Source organism: Paracoccus liaowanqingii (assembly GCF_004683865.2).
In the GTDB taxonomy this organism is placed as follows: Bacteria; Pseudomonadota; Alphaproteobacteria; order Rhodobacterales; family Rhodobacteraceae; genus Paracoccus; species Paracoccus liaowanqingii.
Window position 1 is genome coordinate 141,160 of sequence record NZ_CP040762.1, and the last position, 20,975, is coordinate 162,134.

17 protein-coding genes and 3 pseudogenes are annotated in these 20,975 nt (G+C 58.6%); 5 read left to right on the forward strand and 15 right to left on the reverse strand.

All coding sequences use genetic code 11. The features are described 5' to 3' along the window. Positions 1–38: 38 nt before the first annotated feature. The 7 genes and pseudogenes from E4191_RS19295 to E4191_RS24045 all read right to left on the reverse strand — a co-directional run bounded on the left by E4191_RS19295 (position 39) and on the right by E4191_RS24045 (position 5,658). Positions 39–398, reverse strand: coding sequence for a hypothetical protein (locus E4191_RS19295; RefSeq protein WP_139616032.1), 360 nt, complete (start codon positions 396–398; stop codon positions 39–41). Between the two features lie 213 nt (positions 399–611). Continuing rightward, complete coding sequence (locus tag E4191_RS23900) at positions 612–785, reverse strand: hypothetical protein (RefSeq protein WP_176562811.1); 174 nt, start codon at positions 783–785, stop codon at positions 612–614. Between the two features lie 253 nt (positions 786–1,038). Continuing rightward, on the reverse strand, positions 1,039–1,269 hold the full coding sequence (locus E4191_RS19300; RefSeq protein WP_228461851.1) for a hypothetical protein: 231 nt from the start codon (positions 1,267–1,269) through the stop codon (positions 1,039–1,041). A gap of 318 nt (positions 1,270–1,587) precedes the next feature. Next, positions 1,588–2,316, reverse strand: coding sequence for an IS21-like element helper ATPase IstB (istB, locus tag E4191_RS19305; RefSeq protein ID WP_135312210.1), 729 nt, complete (start codon positions 2,314–2,316; stop codon positions 1,588–1,590). Next, positions 2,249–3,857, reverse strand: a pseudogene (istA, locus tag E4191_RS19310) (IS21 family transposase). Before istA ends, istB begins: the two are co-directional and overlap by 68 nt. A gap of 107 nt (positions 3,858–3,964) precedes the next feature. Further along, positions 3,965–5,239 (reverse strand): annotated as a pseudogene (locus E4191_RS19315) (helix-hairpin-helix domain-containing protein); the annotation flags it as partial. A gap of 23 nt (positions 5,240–5,262) precedes the next feature. After that, on the reverse strand, positions 5,263–5,658 hold the full coding sequence (locus E4191_RS24045; protein WP_139616034.1) for a DUF2934 domain-containing protein: 396 nt from the start codon (positions 5,656–5,658) through the stop codon (positions 5,263–5,265). A 284-nt stretch (positions 5,659–5,942) separates the two neighbouring features. Between E4191_RS24045 and E4191_RS19325 the strand changes: the two genes are divergently transcribed. After that, on the forward strand, positions 5,943–7,379 hold the full coding sequence (locus E4191_RS19325; RefSeq protein ID WP_139616035.1) for a DUF6880 family protein: 1,437 nt from the start codon (positions 5,943–5,945) through the stop codon (positions 7,377–7,379). Positions 7,380–7,528: 149 nt separating this feature from the next. Here the strand turns inward: E4191_RS19325 and E4191_RS19330 are convergent, their stop codons facing one another. Beyond that, positions 7,529–7,978, reverse strand: coding sequence for a BLUF domain-containing protein (locus E4191_RS19330; RefSeq protein WP_139616036.1), 450 nt, complete (start codon positions 7,976–7,978; stop codon positions 7,529–7,531). Between the two features lie 367 nt (positions 7,979–8,345). Between E4191_RS19330 and E4191_RS24915 the strand changes: the two are divergent. Both E4191_RS24915 and E4191_RS24920 read left to right on the forward strand, forming a co-directional pair. Beyond that, positions 8,346–8,546 (forward strand): annotated as a pseudogene (locus E4191_RS24915) (GAF domain-containing protein); the annotation flags it as partial. A gap of 81 nt (positions 8,547–8,627) precedes the next feature. Further along, positions 8,628–9,236, forward strand: a complete 609-nt coding sequence (locus E4191_RS24920) for a sensor histidine kinase (RefSeq protein WP_407947091.1) — start codon at positions 8,628–8,630, stop codon at positions 9,234–9,236. Positions 9,237–9,812: 576 nt separating this feature from the next. On the opposite strand, the gene E4191_RS19340 is transcribed toward E4191_RS24920, so the two are convergent. Continuing rightward, positions 9,813–10,196, reverse strand: coding sequence for a hypothetical protein (locus tag E4191_RS19340; RefSeq protein ID WP_139616038.1), 384 nt, complete (start codon positions 10,194–10,196; stop codon positions 9,813–9,815). A gap of 639 nt (positions 10,197–10,835) precedes the next feature. Here E4191_RS19340 and E4191_RS19345 point away from each other — a divergent pair. After that, on the forward strand, positions 10,836–13,076 hold the full coding sequence (locus E4191_RS19345; RefSeq protein WP_139616039.1) for a putative bifunctional diguanylate cyclase/phosphodiesterase: 2,241 nt from the start codon (positions 10,836–10,838) through the stop codon (positions 13,074–13,076). Between the two features lie 120 nt (positions 13,077–13,196). On the opposite strand, the gene E4191_RS19350 is transcribed toward E4191_RS19345, so the two are convergent. The 5 genes from E4191_RS19350 to E4191_RS19370 form a co-directional block, all read right to left on the reverse strand. Further along, entirely contained in the window at positions 13,197–14,096 is a 900-nt protein-coding gene (locus E4191_RS19350) for an ABC transporter permease (protein ID WP_139616040.1), read from the reverse strand. 18 nt (positions 14,097–14,114) lie between these two features. Continuing rightward, the gene (locus E4191_RS19355) at positions 14,115–15,050 is read right to left on the reverse strand and encodes an ABC transporter permease (RefSeq protein ID WP_139616041.1); all 936 of its coding nucleotides are present in this window, start codon (positions 15,048–15,050) and stop codon (positions 14,115–14,117) included. After that, positions 15,050–16,075, reverse strand: coding sequence for an ABC transporter ATP-binding protein (locus E4191_RS19360; RefSeq protein WP_139616042.1), 1,026 nt, complete (start codon positions 16,073–16,075; stop codon positions 15,050–15,052). The genes E4191_RS19355 and E4191_RS19360 overlap by 1 nt, the downstream gene beginning before the upstream one ends. Then, complete coding sequence (locus E4191_RS19365; RefSeq protein WP_139616043.1) at positions 16,072–17,115, reverse strand: ABC transporter ATP-binding protein; 1,044 nt, start codon at positions 17,113–17,115, stop codon at positions 16,072–16,074. The genes E4191_RS19360 and E4191_RS19365 overlap by 4 nt, the downstream gene beginning before the upstream one ends. Positions 17,116–17,191: 76 nt before the next feature. Continuing rightward, positions 17,192–18,847, reverse strand: coding sequence for an ABC transporter substrate-binding protein (locus E4191_RS19370; protein ID WP_139616044.1), 1,656 nt, complete (start codon positions 18,845–18,847; stop codon positions 17,192–17,194). Positions 18,848–19,118: 271 nt separating this feature from the next. Between E4191_RS19370 and E4191_RS19375 the strand changes: the two genes are divergently transcribed. Next, a complete protein-coding gene (locus tag E4191_RS19375; RefSeq protein ID WP_139616045.1) occupies positions 19,119–19,940 on the forward strand; it encodes a sugar phosphate isomerase/epimerase family protein in 822 nt (273 codons plus the stop codon). 187 nt (positions 19,941–20,127) lie between these two features. Here E4191_RS19375 and E4191_RS19380 read toward each other — a convergent pair whose 3' ends face one another. Next, positions 20,128–20,760: an LbetaH domain-containing protein gene (locus tag E4191_RS19380; RefSeq protein WP_139616046.1), complete on the reverse strand. Its 633-nt coding sequence runs from the start codon at positions 20,758–20,760 to the stop codon at positions 20,128–20,130. Positions 20,761–20,975: the final 215 nt, after the last annotated feature.

Consider the following 20,975-nt stretch of genomic DNA (forward strand, 5'->3'; position numbering starts at 1 on the left):
TCGGTGTCCCGCCTTGAGGTGTGGCACATTGGGACCATTCACGGAGGATATCGATCCTGGCGTCGCCTGCGACCGATCCAACTGGCTGCCGCCGACACGATCGTCACCGGAATGGCCAGTGCGGCCAGAAGCGCCAGCCCGAAAGCGGACATCTGACCATTGCCTGCAAGAGCCAGCATGACAGGAAACTGGCTCAGGGTCAGGACGATCCCCACCAGCCAGCCTCGACGATCAGATCGAAACCCGATGATCCCGGCCAGAAGACCCGAGGCCGGGTAGGCGACTGTCCAATAGCTCTCCGCATCCCATGGCTCGGGCGTGCCCGCAACGATCGAGACGACCAGCCAGAAACACATTCCCACCGTCGCAAGGCCAGCGAATTTCATGACAGATTTCATATGCGCCCTTATGCATCGCCCAAGTTCTCAAAGCTGCCAGAGGATATTTTATCTCAGTAGGCCTGCAGTCTCCCGAGAGTATCATCGCAGATCGATTTTACTCAGTGCCAAGAGTTGCAGAACGCCTGAGGACTGCCTCTCCGATTACGCCGTAGCCATAGATCCGAAAAAATGCGAGCTGGCCAAGTACCTTTAACTTGGCCAGCTCGCATTTCATGCTTCGGCTTTCTGAAACGCCTCCTTCCGCTTCTTGCGAAAGGTGGGCAGGATCATTGGGGCCAGCAGCACGGTGGCTACCAGCATGGTCAGGCTGATCGGCCGCTCGACAAAGATGCTGGCGTCGCCTTTAGTAATCAGCATCGTCCGGCGCAAGTTCGCCTCCAGCAACGACGGCCTGTCAACCGCCCCAAGACGAAGCCCGGCAGCAAGGGCCCGGGCTCGCAACGCGCCGGTTTTTACGCCGCCGTTGACACCGCAGAAGCGATGGGAGGTTAATCTCGGCGATCACCTCGCCATTTGATCGACGATGCAGGTTTCATAGAGCATTCTCGCGCAGCCGTTTGCTGAAAATCGTGCCGCCTTGGCCAGAACATGACGTGAAGGAATGACCATCACACTCGAAAGGTGATCGACAATGCCCTTACGTCACGCTGAACACGATCATCAGAACGGCGCTTGCTCCGCGGGCAAGGTCGGCCCGGGCGCCAGGATGCTGATCATGATCAGCCGACCGCCACACCCCAACAACTGCGATGACGTTATAGGGCACTGAGAGGCCATAGCCAAATAGCAGTGCCATCCATGGTCGGTCGAGGGACAGCAGCGTCAGAAGCATAATGGTCGTGGTTACTTTGACAAACAGACCGATCAAGACCATCCATGTCCAGAAGGCATCTGCCAGGGGCAGATCGCCCCGCCACAGGGCAAGTAGCCTCTTCATGTGTTAACAGCGATCAAAGCCTGCGATTCTTTGATGACGCTTAAGTTCGCGTCAAAAGGCCGCATTGTTCTGGACTGTGATATTAAAGGCGTCACTGATTGGTCCTCAGTGACATGGCTCTCGAAGGCGTGTCAATCGGCGCCCAATATTGACCCCCTTTCGGCGTGCAATTTTGACCCCTTAGCTGTGTGGTGATCAGGGTCTGTCCCGACGCAGCTGATCATGTTGCGGAGGCGGGACAGACCCTGATCAGGCGCGGTTCTTGAAGCGCCAGGACTCGTTGCCGGTTTCGAGGATCTCGCAGTGATGCGTGAGGCGGTCGAGCAGGGCCGTTGTCATCTTGGCATCGCCGAAGACGGCCGGCCATTCGCCGAAGGCAAGGTTCGTCGTGACGATGATGGACGTGCGCTCGTAGAGCTTGCTGATCAGGTGGAACAGCAACTGGCCGCCTGCCTGAGCGAATGGAAGATATCCCAGTTCGTCGAGTACGATGAAGTCGAGACGGGTCAGGTATTCGGCCGTGCGCCCCTGTTTACCGCTGCGGCTCTCGGTATCGAGCCTGTTCACCAGATCGACCACGTTGAAGAAGCGGCCTCGGGTGCCGTTCCGTATCAAGGCGCGAGCGATCGCGATGGCGAGATGTGACTTTCCCGTGCCAGTGCCACCGATCAGCACGACATTGCGCTGGTCGGCCACGAATGTGCCAGTCGCAAGATCGCGCACCAGGCCCTCGTTGACCGGTGTGTCGGCAAAGTCGAAGTCTTCGATATCCTTCGCGAGCGGCAGCTTTGCCACGGTGAGCTGATACTTGATCGATCGGGCCTGCTTCTCGGCGATCTCTGACTGCAACAGATCACCGACAATACGGGGCGGTTCGAACTGGCGCTTGATACTGGTGGCCATGATCTCGTCATAGGCGCTGCGCATCCCGTAGAGCTTGAGAGTGGCCATCAATTCCAGAACCTGGGTGCGTTCCATCGTAGTTTGTCCTCCTGAGGCTGTCGTAGCGTGCGCAATCAGCCACGGGCTCGTGGGTCAGCCGCAACGCGGTGGGGGTGAGAAGCAATGGAGGTGGTGCCGGGTCCCGGCTGCGCGCGAGGATGTTGATGATGACCGGCGCCGAAAAGACGCCCTGTGCGAGGGCCTCCTGGCACGCGGCTTCCACAGCAAGGAGGCCATCGGTCGCGACGCAGCCGAGGATTGCCACCATCTGTCGGTCGCCGTCATTCATGCTCTTGAGCTTGCGGCGCACCGTCGCTATCGCGGTCGGCAGCACCCAGTTCTGGAACGGGGCACCATTCCGTAAGGCGCCGGGTTTGCGTGCCAGAACAGGCACATAGTGCCAGGGATCGTAGACCGTCTCGTTCCTGCCAAAGCAGCGGGAATGTTCTGCCACGATGACCCCGTCCTGCCGGATGACGATCTTCTCGGCATAAGCGTGGACTTCGACGGGCCGTCCGACAGCCGTCGAGATCACGGAATACCTGTTGTTGTCGAACCGGACGAGGCAGGTCTTGGAGACGGAGGCCGGAACGGAATGGAAGCCGTCAAACGAGCCGACATAGGGGACGAGGGTCGCGCGCTCTGTCTCGAACATCTGCCAGATCATCTGATCGCTGCGCTCAGGGTGCTTGTGCGCCTTCGCATAGGCGATGCATTTGTCGAGCAGCCAGACGTTCAGCTCGTCCAGGCTCCTGACCCGAAGCCTTGGGGTGAAGAACCGTTCGCGCACAAGGCCAACCTGGTTCTCGACCTGGCCTTTCTCCCAGCCCGACGCAGGCGTGCAGGCAACCGGCTGAACCAGATAGTGGCTGCACATCTGCAAAAAGCGCCGATTGTAGAGCCGCTCCTTGCCGATAAAGACCGCCTCGACCGCCGTCTTCATGTTGTCGTAGATCCCGCGCGTGCAAGTGCCCTTGAAGAAGGCGAAGGCCCGGTCATGCGCGTCGAACATCGAAGCCACCGCGGCGCCATCGGTTTGAGCCCGATGGCTGAGGCTCCTGGCTCTCGCGCATATACGCCCGGGCGAACATCATGCGGCTGTGGCAGAGCCTGACATGCGCGACCTTGACCGTCGTCGTCACGCCGTTGATCAGCACGACCTCATGGCTCCAGTCGAATTGGTAGGCCTCGCCGGGCGCATAGTAGAGCGGCACGTAGGCTTCGGCAGCCGCTGATCCGCGCGCCTTCGACCAAGTCTTGGCGTAACGCCGGATTGCATCGTAACTGCCCTCGTAGCCGAGTGACCGGACCTCCTCGTAGATCCGGATCAGGGTCAGCCGTTCTCGCGACGCCTTGCCTTCATTGGCAACTAGGAACCGATCCACCTCCGACTGCCAGGGCCCAACCCGCGGCATCGGCTGATGGTCACGCTCGTAGGTGAAGTCCGTCTCGTCTGACCGCAGGATCTTGCGCACCGTGTTGCGCGACACATGCAGGTCCCGGACGATGCGCTTCATCGACCAGCCCTGCACATGAAACGCCCGACGCACCCGCGCTATCGTATCCACTCGCTTCAACTCCCCCTCCATCCGCTGCCTCGCAACGGATGGTCAGATGAAACCCGAGGGGGGTCAAAATTGGACGCCGATTACCCCGCCAAGGGGGTCAGTTTTGCACGCCGAAACACAAGCAGATCGCAATCAAGCGGGTTCTCGTCACTGCGCGTGAAGCCAAAGGCCTTGGGGTCGAACTCCAGGAGCCGGTGAATGGTCCTGGCCTCCATGCCCGTGGCCTCGGACATGCGTTTGGCGGCGCGTCCGGTCGGCGCGCACAGCAAAAGCTTCACGGCCTTGGCGGCCAGGATGCGGAGGATCGAGTTCACGATCGTGGTCTTGCCCACGCCGGGTCCCCCGGTGATCACCAGGACCTTGGACCTCAGCGCCAGGCGAATGGCCTCTGCCTGGCTGGCCGCAAGGGTCAGACCCGTCTTCTGCTCGATCCATGGCAGGGCCTTGTCGGCGTCGATTGCCGACCAGGGCAGAGGCGCCCTCCGGATCCGCTAGAAGTGCTCCGCGATTGCGCGCTCTGCCTGGTAAAGCCCTGTCAGGAAGATGCAAGCCGCATCCCCGACCCGGTCTGCGATGACCGTGCCTTCGTCAAGCTCCTCGTGCAGGGCGCTCTCGATCAGCGTCGCGGGCACGTCGAGAAGCTTTTCCGCAAGCGCAATCAACTCCAGGCGTGGCAGGCCGCAGTGGCCGTTGCCCATTGCCTCTGCCAGCGCAAACGACACCCCCGCGCGCGGACGTATCACCGCGGTTTTCTCGATCCCGAGCTTTTCTGCGATTGTGTCTGCCGTGCGAAAGCCGATGCCGCGGATGTCCCTAGCCAAGCGATACGGGTTCTCGCTCATCACCTGCACGGCGTCGGTGCCGTAGGTCTTGAAGATCCGCACCGCGCGCGCTGTCCCCACAGCGTGCTGATGCAGGAAGACCATGATCTCGCGAATGACCTTCTGGTTCGCCCAACCCGTGGTGATCTTCGCCGCCCGGAGAGGACCAATGCCTTCGACCTCGCTCAGACGTTCGGGTGTCGCTTCGATGATATCAAAGACATCGGTGCCGAACTGCTTGACCAGCCGCCGGGCATAGACAGGCCCGATCCCGCGGATCATGCCGGAGCCCAGGTACTTTTCGATCCCCTCACGGGTGGAGGGTGCATGGGTCTTCAGAAAGTGCGCCTTGAACTGCAGACCATGGGTGCGGTCGTTGAGCCAGATGCCGGACGCCGTGATCCACTCCCCTGCGGAGATCATCGCGGCATGTCCCACGACGGTGACAAGATCCCGATGCCCTCGCGCCTTGACCCGCAGGACGCAAAAGCCAGTCTCAGCGTTGTGGAACGTGACCCGCTCGACCAGGCCCGCCACCACTTCCGTTCCGCTGTCGGCCTGCGGCGTCATGCGCGGCACATCCCACGGCTCCCCTACTCGGCCGCGTCAGATCCTTCGGCGACCACCTTCGGCTTACGGCCCCGCTTTGCCTTGGGAACATCGCCCTCCTCAGCCACAGCTTTCGGTTTGCGACCCCTGGTCGCTTTCGGGGCATCTGCCGAAGGCTCGGTGGCTGCCTCAGCTGCCGCCTTGGGCGGCCGGCCTCGCCTCGCTTTCGGTGCGTCCGCGACCTCGCTCCTGGGTGTCGTCGCCTTGCGCCCTCGGCCTCCGACCTTCGCGGCCGGGGCGGACGCCCCTGCCCCTTCCTCTGCCGCAATCTCGCGCTCGGCCTGCGACCAGTGTTCGGCATCCTGCCCCTGTGGACGGCCGGCTTGCTCCCAGAGAGCGTGTGCCCGATCCCGGACCTTTTGTGTGCGTTTGTCATCCATGATGAAACTCCATCCTTGCCACCACAACCATCCCGTTTTTCTGCCCAGACCGCAGGATAGTAACGCCTCCTGTTGAAGATCTGCAGTTCAGCGTGCCACGGCGACACGGCGTTTCCAAGAGATCCCTCAGCGCAAGGCTGATCATGGATCTACGGTGCACCGTGCCGCTCCATCGCCCTCTGCGCCACCGGCGAACCGCCACCCGCCTCCTAGGGCAAGATTGCCTTGAGGCACCGGCGCTGTAGAGTGTTTATGACCCACGAGAGCACTGGTATCGCCAACCCATGTCCAAGAAGACCCTGAACAAAGAAAATCTACAGAAGCTGGGTTCGGAGACGCTAGCCGGATTGGTGATGGATCTGGTGCAGGGTAGCGCGACACTTCAGCGACGCGCACGGATGGAACTCAGCGCTGCGCAGGGGCCAAAAGACGTCGCCGCTGATATCCGGAAACGCTTCGCTTCGCTCCGGCGCTCGACCAGCTATATCGACTGGCGCCAGCAACGAGCGCTGGTCAAGGATCTCGATGGCCTTCTGGGCGCAATCGAAAGCAACATAGCTGCAGTGGACGCCAGCGAGGCCTTTGAACTGCTCTGGTCGTTTCTGCAACTCGCTCCTTCGATTTACGAACGCACAGACGACAGCAACGGCGCAGTCGGGGGCGTGATGGCTGAGGCTGTTGATCTGATTGCCGCGATCGCACCTCGGTTGTCGCCTGACCCTGAAACATTGGCCGAGCGGATACTCGAAGCCGTTGCAGAGGCAGGCTATGGCGAGTTCGATGGGATCATTCCAGCGACGGCAGAAGCCTTGGGAACCGATGGCCTTGATCACTTGAAGCAGATCACCGAGGCGTGGGCAGCACAGCCGCCCATCACCCAGGATCTGGACCGATACGCAGGCTACGGCTTTTCAAGCTCGCCCGAAGAGATTGCTTATCGGCAGAAACAGGGCACCAGGTCGATCATCCTGGCCGATATTGCGGACGCCCAAGGTGATGTCGACGCCTACATGGCCCGTTACTCGGAAGAGCAACTGACCTACGCAACCATTGCGCCCGGCGTCGCTCGCAGGTTGCTGGATGCGGGCCGCATCGAAGACGCCCTTGCCATCATCGAACGCGCAAAGACGGCCGAAAGCGCGAAATCATTCAGGATGTCCGGCGACGACCTCAATAAGGTCTACGAGGAATGCCTCGAAAAACTGGGTAAGGTGGTCGCGCTAAAAGACCACCTATGGAACGCTTTTCGGCAGAACCTGAGCAAGCGCAGCCTCCGGAAATACTTGAAGCTGCTTCCTGACTTCGAGGACATCGATGCAGAGCGAACAGCTTTGGACTTCGCCGAAACTTTCCCCTTCATCGAATTGGCCATCAGCTTCCTCATTGAGTGGCCAGCTCATGAGCGTGCGGCGAAGGTAGTGCTGACGCGGGCGAACGATCTGGATGGAAATTCTTACCATATATTGACGACAGGGGCCGCCGCCCTTGAACCTCAATATCCGTTGGCTGCGACAATGATGCGTCGCATCATGGTTCAGGACACGCTGGATGGGGGGAAGTCCAAGCGATACCGATACGCGGCGCGTCACCTGGCCGAATGCCAGTCGTGCGATGCGTCCATCGATGACTACGGCGATTTTCCCACGCACGAGACGTTTGTTCAGGCTCTCAAGCAAAAGCACGGGCGCAAATATGGGTTTTGGGAACTGGTGGACGAGTAGTGGCCCCTTCTGTGCCGCGTTGCTTCATCACCATTGGCGTGACGTTACTGGGGTGGAGACTTAGCCGTTGTTTTGAGCTCTGGCCGGTTCCATATGCGCCCACCCTTGAAGACGAATGCCTTTTGGGTGGGCGGCAAACGATGCGTGAATTAACTTTTCGGGGTAGTAAATGGAGATATTTCTGGATAATCCGAAGCCGTCGAACACAACTCGAAGCAAAGGTTTTCCAGTTCTTCTGCTGATAATTCATCGGGACTGAAAGAGCCATTAACCCAGTAGCGCGTCATAATATCGGCATCAATTTGGGCAAGTTCGACACTATGCATGGTCCAATTAGCACAAATGCGATTTTTAATTGGTCCGGCTAAAAGTACCCTGATGTGCCTATGGCGATCGTCTTGCACAATTCTTATGAAGCTTTGGGCGATGGCGGTTCGGCTCCCTTCCAAAAACTCCATGAAGTCTTCTTCGCTTGCTACGAGAAAACCCGTTATTCCATCTCGGCTATTGTTCACAGTTGAAATCTCGGAAATTTCACGTAGAGTGTCTATATCTATTCCACCATGATTTGATGCATACACAAGCCGGGTAAGCTGCATGGCCTATCCTTTCGCTAGGTTTGAAATTTCCTTTTAAGCACAATCAGGGCACAAACAAATGCTGATTTTGAATACCGGATCGACCTCGCTTTTGACGTTGCGTCAGTGACACTCTGCAGGCAGTTATGGGCGTTTCTCCTTCGGTTCATTCAGCGTGCGCAGAGCCGCTTTGCCTGTCCACACTCGGTAACGGGCGTACAATCTGAGCGCTACTCCGCGTAAACTTACTGGTTGTGTGAAGGGACCGAACTATTGCCAACCGGTAAGTCACCGGTTCGGATGCAGTTGGGGTAACTACCAGAGCCAGTTGCTCAATGGAGAGATCGAAGCCTTGTCTTATTTCCGTTAAACCCTTACGGGCGAGCCGGTCATCTCGAACCATCTGGAGGGCGAGACGCGGTTCCGGACCCCGACCCTGCTGCGGGACCACGGCATCCGGCGCGCGATCAACGTGCCCGTGCAGGGCGAGGCCAGCCGCTATGGCATCCTCGAGGTGGACAGCCCGACCGAGGGGCGCTTCACCACGGCCGACCTGGCCTTCCTGCAGGGCTTCGCCAACCTGCTGGGCGTGGCGATCGAGCGCCATCACGTCGAGGAGGCGCTGCGGGCCAGCGAGGCGCGCCTGCGCGCGGCGGTCGCCCATCAGGAGGTGCTGACGCGCGAGATCAGCCACCGGGTCAAGAACAGCCTGGCGATGGTGGCGGGGCTTCTGAGCATGCAGCGGCGCGAGTCGTCGGACCCCGCCCTGGCCAAGGCGCTGGACGATGCCGAGGCCCGCGTGACGACCATCGCGCAGGTCCACGACCGGCTGTGGCGCGCCGACGAGGTGCACAGCGTCCAGCTGGCCGCGTTCCTGGGCGAGCTGTGCGACCAGCTCCGCACCACCGCCCGTCCCGGCCAGACGCTGAGCTGCACCTTCGCCCCGGTGTCGATCGCGACCGATCAGGCCGTGCCGCTGGCGCTCCTGGTGAACGAGCTGGTGACCAACGCCTTCAAATACGCCTATCCGGCGGGTGCGGGCGATGTGCAGATGACGGTTGAGGAAGCCGGTCCGGGGCGGTTGCGGCTGACCGTCTCGGACCAGGGACGGGGCCTGCCCCCCGATTTTGACGCCGAAGCGTCCGGCAGCCTGGGGATGACGCTGATCGCGGGGCTCAGTTCCCAGCTGCGCGGGCAGATGGAATGGCAGGACGGCGGACCGGGAACGCGCTTCGTGCTGGACTTCGCGAGGCAGGAGGCGACCCGCGAACCGGTTTAGCCACAGCGCGTTGGCGAGGTGTTTCGGATCAACGCCGGGACGACGCGTGGATGCAGCCCCTGTTTCCTCAGCGGAAGGATCGCCGTAACCCATGCAGCTGCCGGGTCACCCAGGCAGTTGGTCAGTCGTCAGAGCGCCTCTTCTTGTGCGTACGGATCGCATTCGCAGGACAATATCTTCATGTCGCAGGCCTTTAGCCATCGGATGCGCATGAATGAGACCCGCGAGAACCGTCATCTTCATCGAGAGGATGCCAGCTTCAAGAACGTCGTCGATCGTATTTGAGGTGATCAACGTGCCATCAACTTTGCGGATAGCCCTATACCTGTAGATTGTCATCGGCGACTCATGGTTGCATGCGAGACACAGGACTATCATGCCATAATCTAGCACGCTACGGTTGTCCCTCAATATTCGGATGCACCTGCTGTAAAAAAGCCCCCGCTACCGTCAAAGGTGCGGGGGCTTCTCCATAAGGATGTGCGGTGCTCCTTACGCCAGCCAACGGTTCGGCGCCGTAGGTGTTCCGTCAAGTCTTGCCCACGGGCTCTGTAGGCACCGCCCCTATGGGTCTCGTCAGCTCGATAGGGAGACGAATGTGTCAGCGGCATCTTCAGCTACCCGATCTTCCCAACCCGATATCTGGGCGCCGAGAGAAATGAGATAGCGCGCCACGGGGCTGTGGAAGTCCCCTGATGGAACAGAGGCATCCATCACAACGTATATCGATTTGGCCACGTCATACTCGGCTACCGTGGTGATGTCAGCAGCCTCGCCGGTGGCGTGGAAGTGATCGAGGACGCTCTCAATCTGATTTTTGGGCATGCCCGCTGCCATAAACATCTTTTGATAGTCACGATTTGGCATTGAACAGTCTCCCCAAGATCTCTGTCCGCTCTCAAAACGTCCATGATTGCCGGGAGCAAGCCTGATCGGCTGCGCCGGGTTCCACTTGATCAACCTTTGGTCGATCGAACTTATTGTCAGGCGCACATATCAGGAAGCTGATGCAAATCGTGCAGCCTATTGTATGTGCAAAATGTATGCATGTTGGCACTTTTCTAAGCGACGCCGAAAGCTGATGCCGCAACGCGGCGTCAGTCCGTGACACGCTGCATCGGACCACGCAATCTGAACGCATGAGGCAACACCGCTTCAACTTTTCTCTGGGCCTGCCCTCCTCCTCCCTGCGGGTCCGGCGAACCACCTTGAAGGCCATCGGACCTGCCGCCCTCCTCCCTCCAGCGGTCACGTCCGATGGTTTTCGATTTTCGCACCCTTTGGTGAGCTGTGAGTTGGTCGAGATCTGCAGCTGTCCGGTACGGGACACAGGGCACGGTGCAAGGCTGGGCCATTCCAATGCCCGGCAGAGCCCTTTGGGGCCAAACCGTCTCCGGCGTGGCCATTGGTTCCTGCCATATCCTCATCACTCCGGTGTCGATTTTCTTCAGCAGGCCTATCAACACAATTTGGGTCATCGCCGGTGACAAGCCTACTTCGGAGATGTCATGTTAAAGATGATCTACCCTTAAGGTTAACAAGTGATCTCTTCTTCTCCCACAGGTTGTCTGATAAAGGAGAGGAAACCGCCGGAGATCCATGTTGACGAGCCTGAACAAACGACACTCCCTTTCAGTGCAGATCGTTGGCTCGGTGCTGATCATTCTGACTTTGGGTTCTTTGAGCCTACTTCTTGTTGGTCACAACGCAATCAACATGACGGACACGACTTCGGCAGATAGGCAGGAACGGTTCGCAGCACGCAATCTTGCTGCGGAAATCACTCGCCTTCCCGAACAGCAGCAAAGCGCGACGATTTGGGACGATGCGGTCCTAAGAACCAGGAACGGCGATGACGAGTGGATAGACGCAAACCTCGGCTTCTGGATGCAGGATTACTTCGGGCACAGTGAAAGCTATGTTCTGGACCGGGCAGGCGAACCTGTTTTTGCCTCTGTCGCCGGGGAACGACGTTCACCTGATATCTATGATGTCCGGGCTCAAGCTATCGCCCCGCTTGTGACCAAGCTCCGCTCAGATATGGCTCGGGCCAGCGAAGGACTGGACAATCCCTACGAAGAGCTTTCCGAGATCTCCGTTGTGGCTCCTCTTCGGTTTGATGCAGGAAATGCCATCGTCAGCGTTGTCCCGATCATTTCTGATACCGGAAACGTCCCACAGAGACCTGGCACCGAGGCACTCCATGTTGCCGTACGCAATCTTGATGCTACCTTCGCACAGCAAATCGGGGGGCCTGTCGAACTCCAGAACCTGGCATTCACAACTGGATCTCCAGCAGCGGGGCTGGCGGGCATCCCCGTAACCGATTTATCTGGAGAGACAATCGCCTGGCTGGTCTGGAAGCCTGAACGGCCTGGAATGATCCTTCTGAACAAGATGTTGCCGGTGCTGCTGGCGAGCGGCTTGGCGGTTGCGCTCTTGCTCTGGTGGATCACCCGCCGACTTTTGCGGGTATCTGGTCAGTTGCAGGTAAGCGAGGCGCAGGCTCGATTTCTGGCCAATCACGATGCCCTGACTGGACTGCCCAACCGGACACTTTTCCAGGACAGGCTTGCGCAAGCGCTGCACGGCGCCGCGAGAAGCGGCCAGACGGTCGCGCTTCTAGCCATCGATCTCGACAGGTTCAAAAGTATCAATGACTCACTCGGCCACCCGGCCGGAGACGAGTTGATCCGCCAAGTGGGCAGCCGACTAACCGACTTGCTTCGTACAGGAGACACTGTCGCTCGGTTTGGCGGGGATGAGTTCATGATCCTTTTGCCAAACATGACCGACGATCATGCGCTTCGCCACATCTGCACAAAGATAGTGGAAGAACTGTCCCGTCCGTATGAACTCTTGGGACGTTCCGGCTGCATCGGCGCCAGCGTCGGCGCGGTGAGGGCTAGGCCTGAGGACAACGATCGCGACGCGTTGATGCAGCGCGCCGATATAGCCCTCTACCGGGCAAAAGCTGCGGGTAAAGGCTGCTTTAATTTGTTCGAGAACGATCTGATCAACCCTGCTCAGCAGCAAAAATGCATTGAAAGCGACCTGCGCACGGCCCTCCGGCTCAATACCGGACTGAAGCTGGTTTATCAGCCCTTCTATGATGAAAAAGGTGACGTGATGGGCGCTGAGGCATTGTGCCGTTGGGATCATCCCATTCATGGAGCACTTTCCCCTGAAATTTTTATCAAGATCGCCGAGGATCACGGACTTATCGACAAACTCGGCCAATGGGTGCTCGACGAAGCCTGTCACTTTGCCGCTCGAACCAACCTTGTGAAGGTTGCGGTCAACGTATCCCCACTGCAGCTAAAAGACCCGGACTTCTTCGCAACAGTTCGTCGTGCACTCGAGTCCTCTGGATTGGCCCCCACATCTTTAGAACTTGAACTTACGGAAAAAATTGTCTTGGAGCAAAGCAGCGCAATCAAGAATACGCTTATCCGGCTTCGTTCAATTGGCATCAGAATTGCCTTGGACGATTTTGCCACCGGCAACTCGTCTCTCCAATATCTGCGTGACCACCGGGTAGACTGCGTGAAAATCGACCGAACTTTTGTGGCGCGACTTGGTAAAGACCAAGAAAACGACCACTTGGTCCGGGCAATTTTTGGAATGGCGCGTGCCATGGGAATATCTGTTACGGTCGAAGGCGTGGAGACGGAAATGCAGCGGAACTTGCTTGCCTCAATGGGATGCAAGACGTTCCAAGGGTTCCTGCTAAGTGGCCCGATGGAAGCCACAGGATTTGCCGCAGTTCTGGAGAAACAAGCAGCGCCCCCGTTTGAATCTCGGGCTTTGATTACCGTCGATTTGGGCGGTACCGTGTGAATCGGCGTGTGGAACGAGCTGATTTAGAAGCCAGGGCGCGCCAAAGCTCTTTCGCGCTAACGAATGGCATCGTTCGTGCCAATGCACCAAGACCGAGATCGTTATAAAGCAAAAGCGCCCTTATGTCAGCGTTGGATCGAAGAGGTCTCGCAGCCAGTCACCGATCAGAGAGATGCAGAGCGTCGTCACCACGATCACTGCAGCAGGGGCCAGCATGATCCAAGGTGCGGATTGAATATAATCACGCCCATATCCTACCATCGCACCAAGGCTCGTCTCGGGCGGCTGCACACCCAGCCCCAAAAACGACAGACCGGATTCGAGCAAGATTACTTCGGGGAAGTTCAAAGTCATTGAAACAAGTAATGTTGAAGCGATGTTAGGCAGAATATGCATCCCGTAAACTCGTACAGGGGAGGCTCCGAGATCGCGCACGGCGGCGGCGTAGTTCTGTTCCTGCGCGGCAATAGCGAGGCCGCGGGCGATACGCGCGATTCTTTCCCATCCATAGAAGCCTAGCAGGACAGTGAATAGCGTCAGCGAATTTCCCAGAAAAGCAAGCACGGCCAGCGCGATGATCATAAAAGGCATTGCAGCTTGTGCATCGATTGCAATTAGAATCACTTGCTCGACTTTGCCGCGCGCGAAAGCGGCAAGAAATCCCAGTGCAACTCCCAGTGTCGCGGCGACAAGCGTGGCCAGAAATGCAATCGTCAGACTGATCTGGATGGATGCAACCAACCTTGATAGCACGTCTCGGCCAAGCTCGTCAGTACCGAGCGGGTGACTCCATGATCCCTCCATGAAGACCGGCTCCACCAGCCTGTCGCGCAGGTCCATGGCCTGATATTCCGGCAGTGGTAGTAAATGCCCCAGAAATGTAGTCCCCACCATTAGCCCGATTACTGCGAGAGCGAGCAGTATTGCCGGCGGCCATTTCTGGAAAAAGGAGCGCAGGCGCGATTTCGCGGTAAATACCGATGCCGAGCGGGGGGCCGAGCTAGGTTCAGTCGTGCTCATCTCATCGTCCTTTGAAACTTATTTTATAGGCAGGCTGCGCTCAGCACGCAGGCGCGGATCAACCCAGCCATAGGCCAGATCAACTATCAAGTTTGCACCGACCATCGTGAAACCGATCAACAGTAAGATCGCCTGCACGACGGCGAGATCGCGGCTCGCCACAGCCTGAACAAGCAAACGTCCGACACCTGGCCAGGAAAAGATGCTCTCAACTACGACCGCTCCGGCAACCAATGAGCCAACCATGAAGCCGATGATCGTCAGCGTCGGGATGGCAGCGTTGGGCAGCGCATGGCGCAGCACCACAGCAGGCCAACTCAACCCTTTGCCGGAGGCAGTCCGGATATACGGCTGGCCCAGCACTTCCAGCATGGCCGATCGTGTGAACCGCGCGATGACTGCAGCGCCGATCATTCCCATGGTCACGACCGGCAGCACCGCATGGAGCCATGTCTCGGAGCCGCCCGAGGGCAGAACCTTCAGCTTCACAGCGAAGACCAAAGCCAGCACCAAGCCCATCACGAAGCTTGGGACGGTGAAACCGATGACTGAAATTGTCATGATCGCCCGGTCGATCCAACTGTTGCGGTTGAGCGCCGCGAAGATCCCGGCGCTTAGTCCAAGGATGAGGTTCATTGCCAGGGCTGGAAGCGTCAACGCGAGGGTAAGGGGAACGCGGTCCATCACCACCCCCAGAGCGTCTTGACCATCGCGCATGGAACGGCCCAGATCACCCTGTAGGATCGCCCAGAAGTATTTAAAGTACTGGATGATCAGCGGCTGATCGAGGCCCCAGTTGCGACGGAAGGCTTCATAGGCAAGTGGCGGGGCTTCCGGGCCGAGTATGATGATCGAGGGGTCACCTGTCATGCGCAGGATCACGAAGGCCAAGGTAACGATCAGCACGACTGTGATGAGGGCTCGCAGGATGCGGCTCAGGGCGAAGAAAACCATTACGCTGTCTCCTTGAGCGCTTTTGGCATAGGCGCGGGGCGTAAAATGCCGTCATCCTTGCCGGCAAGGTGGCAAGCAACGGCACGGCCCGCGTCAAGGCGCAAGGGCGGAACATCTATGGAACATCGCGCGGCCGCGATCGGACAGCGCGGATGGAACGGGCATCCAGTAGGCACATTCACCGGGTTGGGGGGGTCGCCGCGCAGCACAATGCGGGGACGGTTGCGATGGCGAGGGCTGGGTGAAGCAGACACAAGCGCTTGCGTGTAAGGATGGAGCGGCGCGTGAAACACCTCTTCCGGCGCGCCTTCCTCAACGATCCGGCCAAGATACATGACCGCAACGCGGTCTGCCATCTGGCGTACGACCTTCAGATCGTGGCTGATGAAGAGCGCGGCGAAGCCCGTACGTTCGCGTAGATCGGTCAACAGGTTAAGCACTTGCGCCTGTATCGACACATCCAGCGCAGATACCGGCTCGTCGCATACGAGAAGCTCCGGCTCGAGGGCCAATGCGCGGGCGATGACGACGCGCTGCCTCTGCCCTCCCGAAAGTTCATGCGGATAACTGTCGGATTGATCGGGGCGCAGACCTACCGCTGCCATTAGCGCCGCAGCTTTCTCTGCCCGTTCGGATCGGGACATCAACGGAAAATGGATTGCGAAAGGCTCGGCTATCTGGTTCAGGATCGGCAGACGGCGATCGAGGGCACCCAAAGGGTCTTGATAGATCATCTGCATCCGGCGGCGCAGGCGCCGCCAGTCTTCGCGCCGGTCTACAGGCACTTCGGCACCACTGAAGATGACGCTGCCGCCGGTCGGGGCAAGATGGCCGAGCACCAGTTTGGCGGTTGTGGATTTGCCGCACCCGGATTCACCCACCAGCCCCAGCACGCCGCCGCGGGGAATATCGAAACTGACGCCATCGACGGCCTTGAGAACGGCATGCCCCCCCCAGAACCCTGAAGAAGTGCGAATTGCGTAATGTCGCGTCAGGTTGCGAACGGAAAGTAGCGGCGCGGTCATGCCAACACCCGCTGCACAGCAGGAGCAGCAGGAACGGCGGCTGTTCTTTTCGGGTTCAGCACTTCCAGCCGTTCACAGGCAGCGCGCCGCGACAGGTTAGCCCAAGGTACTTCGCGCAGACGCGGCGGACTCTCCTCACACATGTCACGCCGTGCCGCGCATCGTGCAGCAAATGCACAACCCGGGGGCAGGTCGTGCGGCGCGGGCACGGCACCGGGGATCGCTTCAAGTCTACGACGCGGGCCTTCCATATCGGGCAAGGCTGCAAGAAGACCGGAACTATAGGGATGAGCTGGCGCATCAAAGAGTGCTACAGCAGGCGCTTCCTCGATCACGCGGCCCGCATACATCACCGCGACACGGTCAGCCACATCGGAGATCACCCCGAGATCATGCGAGATCAGCACCATCCCCATCCCCGTCTCGGCCTGGAGAGTGCGCAACAGATCAAGGATCTGCGCCTGGATCGTCACATCGAGTGCGGTTGTGGGCTCGTCGGCGATCAGCAAGTCGGGATCTCCCGCCAGCGCCATGGCGATCATCACGCGCTGGTTCATACCTCCCGAAAGTTCGTGCGGATATTCATTCAGGCGCTGATCGGGATTGGAGATACCCACACGGTCGATCAGGTCACGCGCCGCTTTGCGCGCCTCGGCACCACGCAGGCCACGATGCAGACGCAACGCTTCGCCAATCTGGGTTCCGATGCGATGTACCGGGTTCAGCGCGCTGGCAGGGTCTTGAAAGATGAGCGCAACGCGCCCGCCCCGGATACGGCAGAGGTCACGCGCCGCCATGCCGACAAGCTCCTGTCCGTCAAACCGCACTGAGCCGGAGATTTTCGTACTTTTGCCAAGCAGTGCAAGCGCGGCCAGCCAAGTGATGGACTTGCCGCAGCCGCTCTCCCCGACGACCCCGAGCGTCTCACCTCGCCGAACTGTCAGATCGACCCCATGCAGCGCCCGCACATAACGCCTGCCGATATCGAAATCGACGGTAAGCCCCTCGAGCCTCATCAGGGGTTCATCGCTGTGGGTCATGTCCGGCTCCGGAATAATAGCTGCAAACTCGGCCGGGGCAAAAACGGTTTGCCCCGGCCTGATTTGTGTCGGGTCTCTATTTGCTGCCACCCACCGAGAAATTCTCGGCGCGGAAATCCATGGATTGCAGGCCTGACCACTCCCAGGTGATGTCTTCACGCTTGCCGTAGAAGATCGCGTTCTGATGCAGCACTGTATAGCCAGGGTCTTCGCGCTCGATGATTTCGAGCATCCGGGCGAATGCAGCTTTGCGCGTGTCTTGGTCCATCGAGGTTTCGAGAATGATGCAGTTCTCGTTGAATTCCTCGTTGGTCCATTCGCCGTTCTGCTGCTGGCCACCGTTCTGGCAATGCTGGTTCACGATAGACGCCACCGGGTCAGGGTAAGGGGCCGAGTTCGACCAGTCACGGATCCCGCGGCTACCATCAGAGTTGTCAGAAATCTGCTCCCAGTTTTCCTTCATCTGAAAATCGATGTTCAGCCCGATCTGTCGGAAGCTTTCAGCGTTGATCTGGGCGGTCGATACCTGATTTGTGTAGTAGTTGTTCAGCACTCGCATCTGGATTGGCTCGCCGTCGTAACCTGCTTCGTCGAGCAACTGACGAGCGAGTTCGGGATTGTATTCCGGCACTGTCCAGCCCTCGATGAACATGTCGCCAAAAAATTCCCACTGCAGCCCGGCTGGCACCTGTGTGCGGCCACCCCAGAGCGTGTCGACGATCAACTCGCGGTCGATCGCGTGGGTCAGCGCGCGCCGTACAAGCGGGTTCTGCATCACGCCGTTATTCTTGTCGAATACCATCAGGCGGTGGTTTGTGATCGGGCCGCCAACGACATGGAAGCCATCCTGGCTATCAACGGTGTTGATCTGGTCAGGCGGAATATCGGTGATGATGTCATACTCGCCCGACAACAGACCATTCACCCGGCTGGCAACTTCGGGCACGACGATGAAGCGCAATGTTTGGATCGGCGGCGTTCCGCCCCAGTATGCGTCATGGGACTCGAGCTCTAGGATGTTGTCGTCTTCGAACCGAACAACCTTGTAGGGACCGGTCCCGATCGGAGCCTGTGAATGGGCAATCCAGGATTCGGCGGCGCGATAGCCTTCCTCGGAATAGATTTCTGAGCCACGCGACAGTCGGCCAATCAGGGTCGGGTCCGGGGTGGTGGTGACGAAGCGGACAGTCATTTCGTCGACTTTTTCGACTCGGTCCAGCAGCGGCCATGATCGCTCATAGACGGCACCCACTTCAGGCGGCGGCACAAAGCCCTCCACGCCCGTCTCGCTATGGGTGAAGAATTCCTCACCGGCTTCGAGGGCGGCTTGCTGTTCCGGAAGAAGGCCGAAGCGTTCGTCTGAGAACGTAAAGACCACGTCATCGGCATCCATCGTCTCGCCGTTGTGAAAAACCACGCCTTCACGCAGTTTCAGCTCGACAGTCAGCGGGTCGATCTGCGTCCACTCAGTGGCCAGCATCGGTATCTGAGGCAGATCGGGGTTCTGACGCTCAAAATCGATTAGGGATTCGAAGATCGAGTAGAAGACACGTGCGCCGACATTGGATTGTTCGCGCATCACATCGAGTGCGCCGGACGTGACGATATCCTGAACGGCGACCGTCACGGTAGGCCGGTCCTGCGCCAAGACTGGTGCGGCGAGCAGGCTGCCGGCAGTTGTCGCCATGGCGACAAGGCGCACGGCCTGCTTGATGGGACGAATACTTGTCATTTTGTTCCTCAGATCTGGCACCGCGAAGCAATGCTGAAGTCGGGATAGGAGCCGATGGGGCAAAGACGGCAACTGGACCACGCCCGACGGGGCGATGGGGACAACCTCTGCTGAGACCGCGACGGTTACTCGAACTCTGGATGAAAATCTGATGACCCCGGCATGACGCTGCGATGACTTTCGACAGATGCTTTTTCAGTCCGAGTGATACTGAAAGGTCATCAAGCCCGCTTACGCCTCTCCCTGTTGATACAAGACAAGGAGCCTACACATGGCCAACCCCCTCCCCGTAATTGGCGCCTGCCTGCCCGTTCCCGATCTAGAGTTGCACCGCCAGTGGCTGTTCGAGATGGACCGAGATATTGAACTCCAGAGCTTCCACATGGCCGATGTGCTCGACGGCGACTGGCAGGAGCTGGCAGATCACGCAAATCGTGTGCTTGACGGCCACAATGGTCGCATCGGTATTCACGGGCCTTTCTGGGGCTTCACCGTCCATTCGATGGACCCTGCGATCCGCCGCGTGGTCGAAAACCGCATGATGCAGGGACTGGACGTCTGCGACGCCGTCAATGCGACGCTGATGGTGATCCATTCGCCGTACACGACATGGGACCACAACAATCTCGACAATGTCCCCGGAAGCCGGGACCGCGTAATAGAATACACACATGACACGCTGGCCAAGGTCGTAAAACGTGCGGAGGACCAAGGCGTCGTTCTAGCCTTGGAAAACATCATGGATGTCGAGCCTGCGCTACGCCGCGCATTGGTTGATACTTTCGATTCCAACGCTTTGCAGCTTTCAGTGGATACCGGTCACGCACAGCTGGCGCATGGTTCGTCCGGGGCACATCCCGTCGATTACTTCATCCAAGACGCGGGCAAGCAACTTGCGCACGTCCATCTACAGGATGCTGACGGATATGCTGATAGGCATTGGGCCATTGGCGAAGGCAATATCCTGTGGCCTTCGGTATTCCGTGCCATCGCGGCGCTGGACCATGCACCACGCCTGTTGCTCGAACTACGCGACAACACCCGGATCGGGCAGTCGATGGATTATCTACAGCGTCTCGAGCTCGCGCGCTAGAGATCCAACACAGCAAGCGTCGGCACCATCGTGGTTTACGCGATGGTGCACTTGACATGATTCGTTGCACAAATCGTTTGATAGCCGGTCTTCCACCGAAAGCCGATGCTTCCAGCATTGCAGTACAAATTTTCTAATAAATTTGGTTACATATGGTTACCTAGTGCGTCGCCACGTAAGTATTAAATCAGCTTCTGACTTTGGGACGATGGTATTTTTCTATAAACGCCTCCGCAGGCATGGCACGGAAATCCGGCAAAGCCTCCTGCAGTTTGCTATGACTCCAGTCCCACCAGCAAAGCGCTAGTAGCCCGTCAATAATTTCGGGTTCGAAACGATATCTGATCAAGGATGCGCTGACGCCACCCACAACCGCGAATGGGGCAACATCTTTGGTTACAACTGCGCCCGCGCCCACGATCGCACCTGCCCCGATTGTCACCTCGGGTTTGATGATCGCGCCATGCCCGATCCAGCAGTCCGGCCCTAGCACGGTGCGGCGGGCGACGCGGGCCGCGAAGAAATCTTGATCGTTCTCGACGTCTTCCCAATAGCTCGCGGAGCGGTAGAGAAAATGGTGTTGAGCTGCACGAGTAAATGGATGATCAGTCGGGCCGATCCGGGTCATCGCAGCGATGTTAGAAAACTTGCCAACGCTGGTATTGGCGATATCGGCGAGCTGGTCACAATAGGCATAATCACCAAAACTCGAATTGAGAATGCGCGAACCTTGCCCGATCTCACAATAGGCGCCATACGTCGAATTAAGTGATGTTACACCAAGATGAAACGTCGGCTCAACGGCTGAAAGGAGAGACATTCTTGAAACTCATATTCATATTAGAGGACTGTTTGTGCGTTTGTTGAGCCCACTGGGGACGTAGAAGGGGTTAGTTGTTCAGTCCCGGTATCTGGTGGATCAGGTTTAGAATGAATCTGTCCGGATCGGATGTCCAGATCTTGCAAAGGTAATCAGTATGCGCCGTTCCCGCCCCATCGTGATTTCGCTTGCGGTTCAGGTTCTTGGTGCGCCCG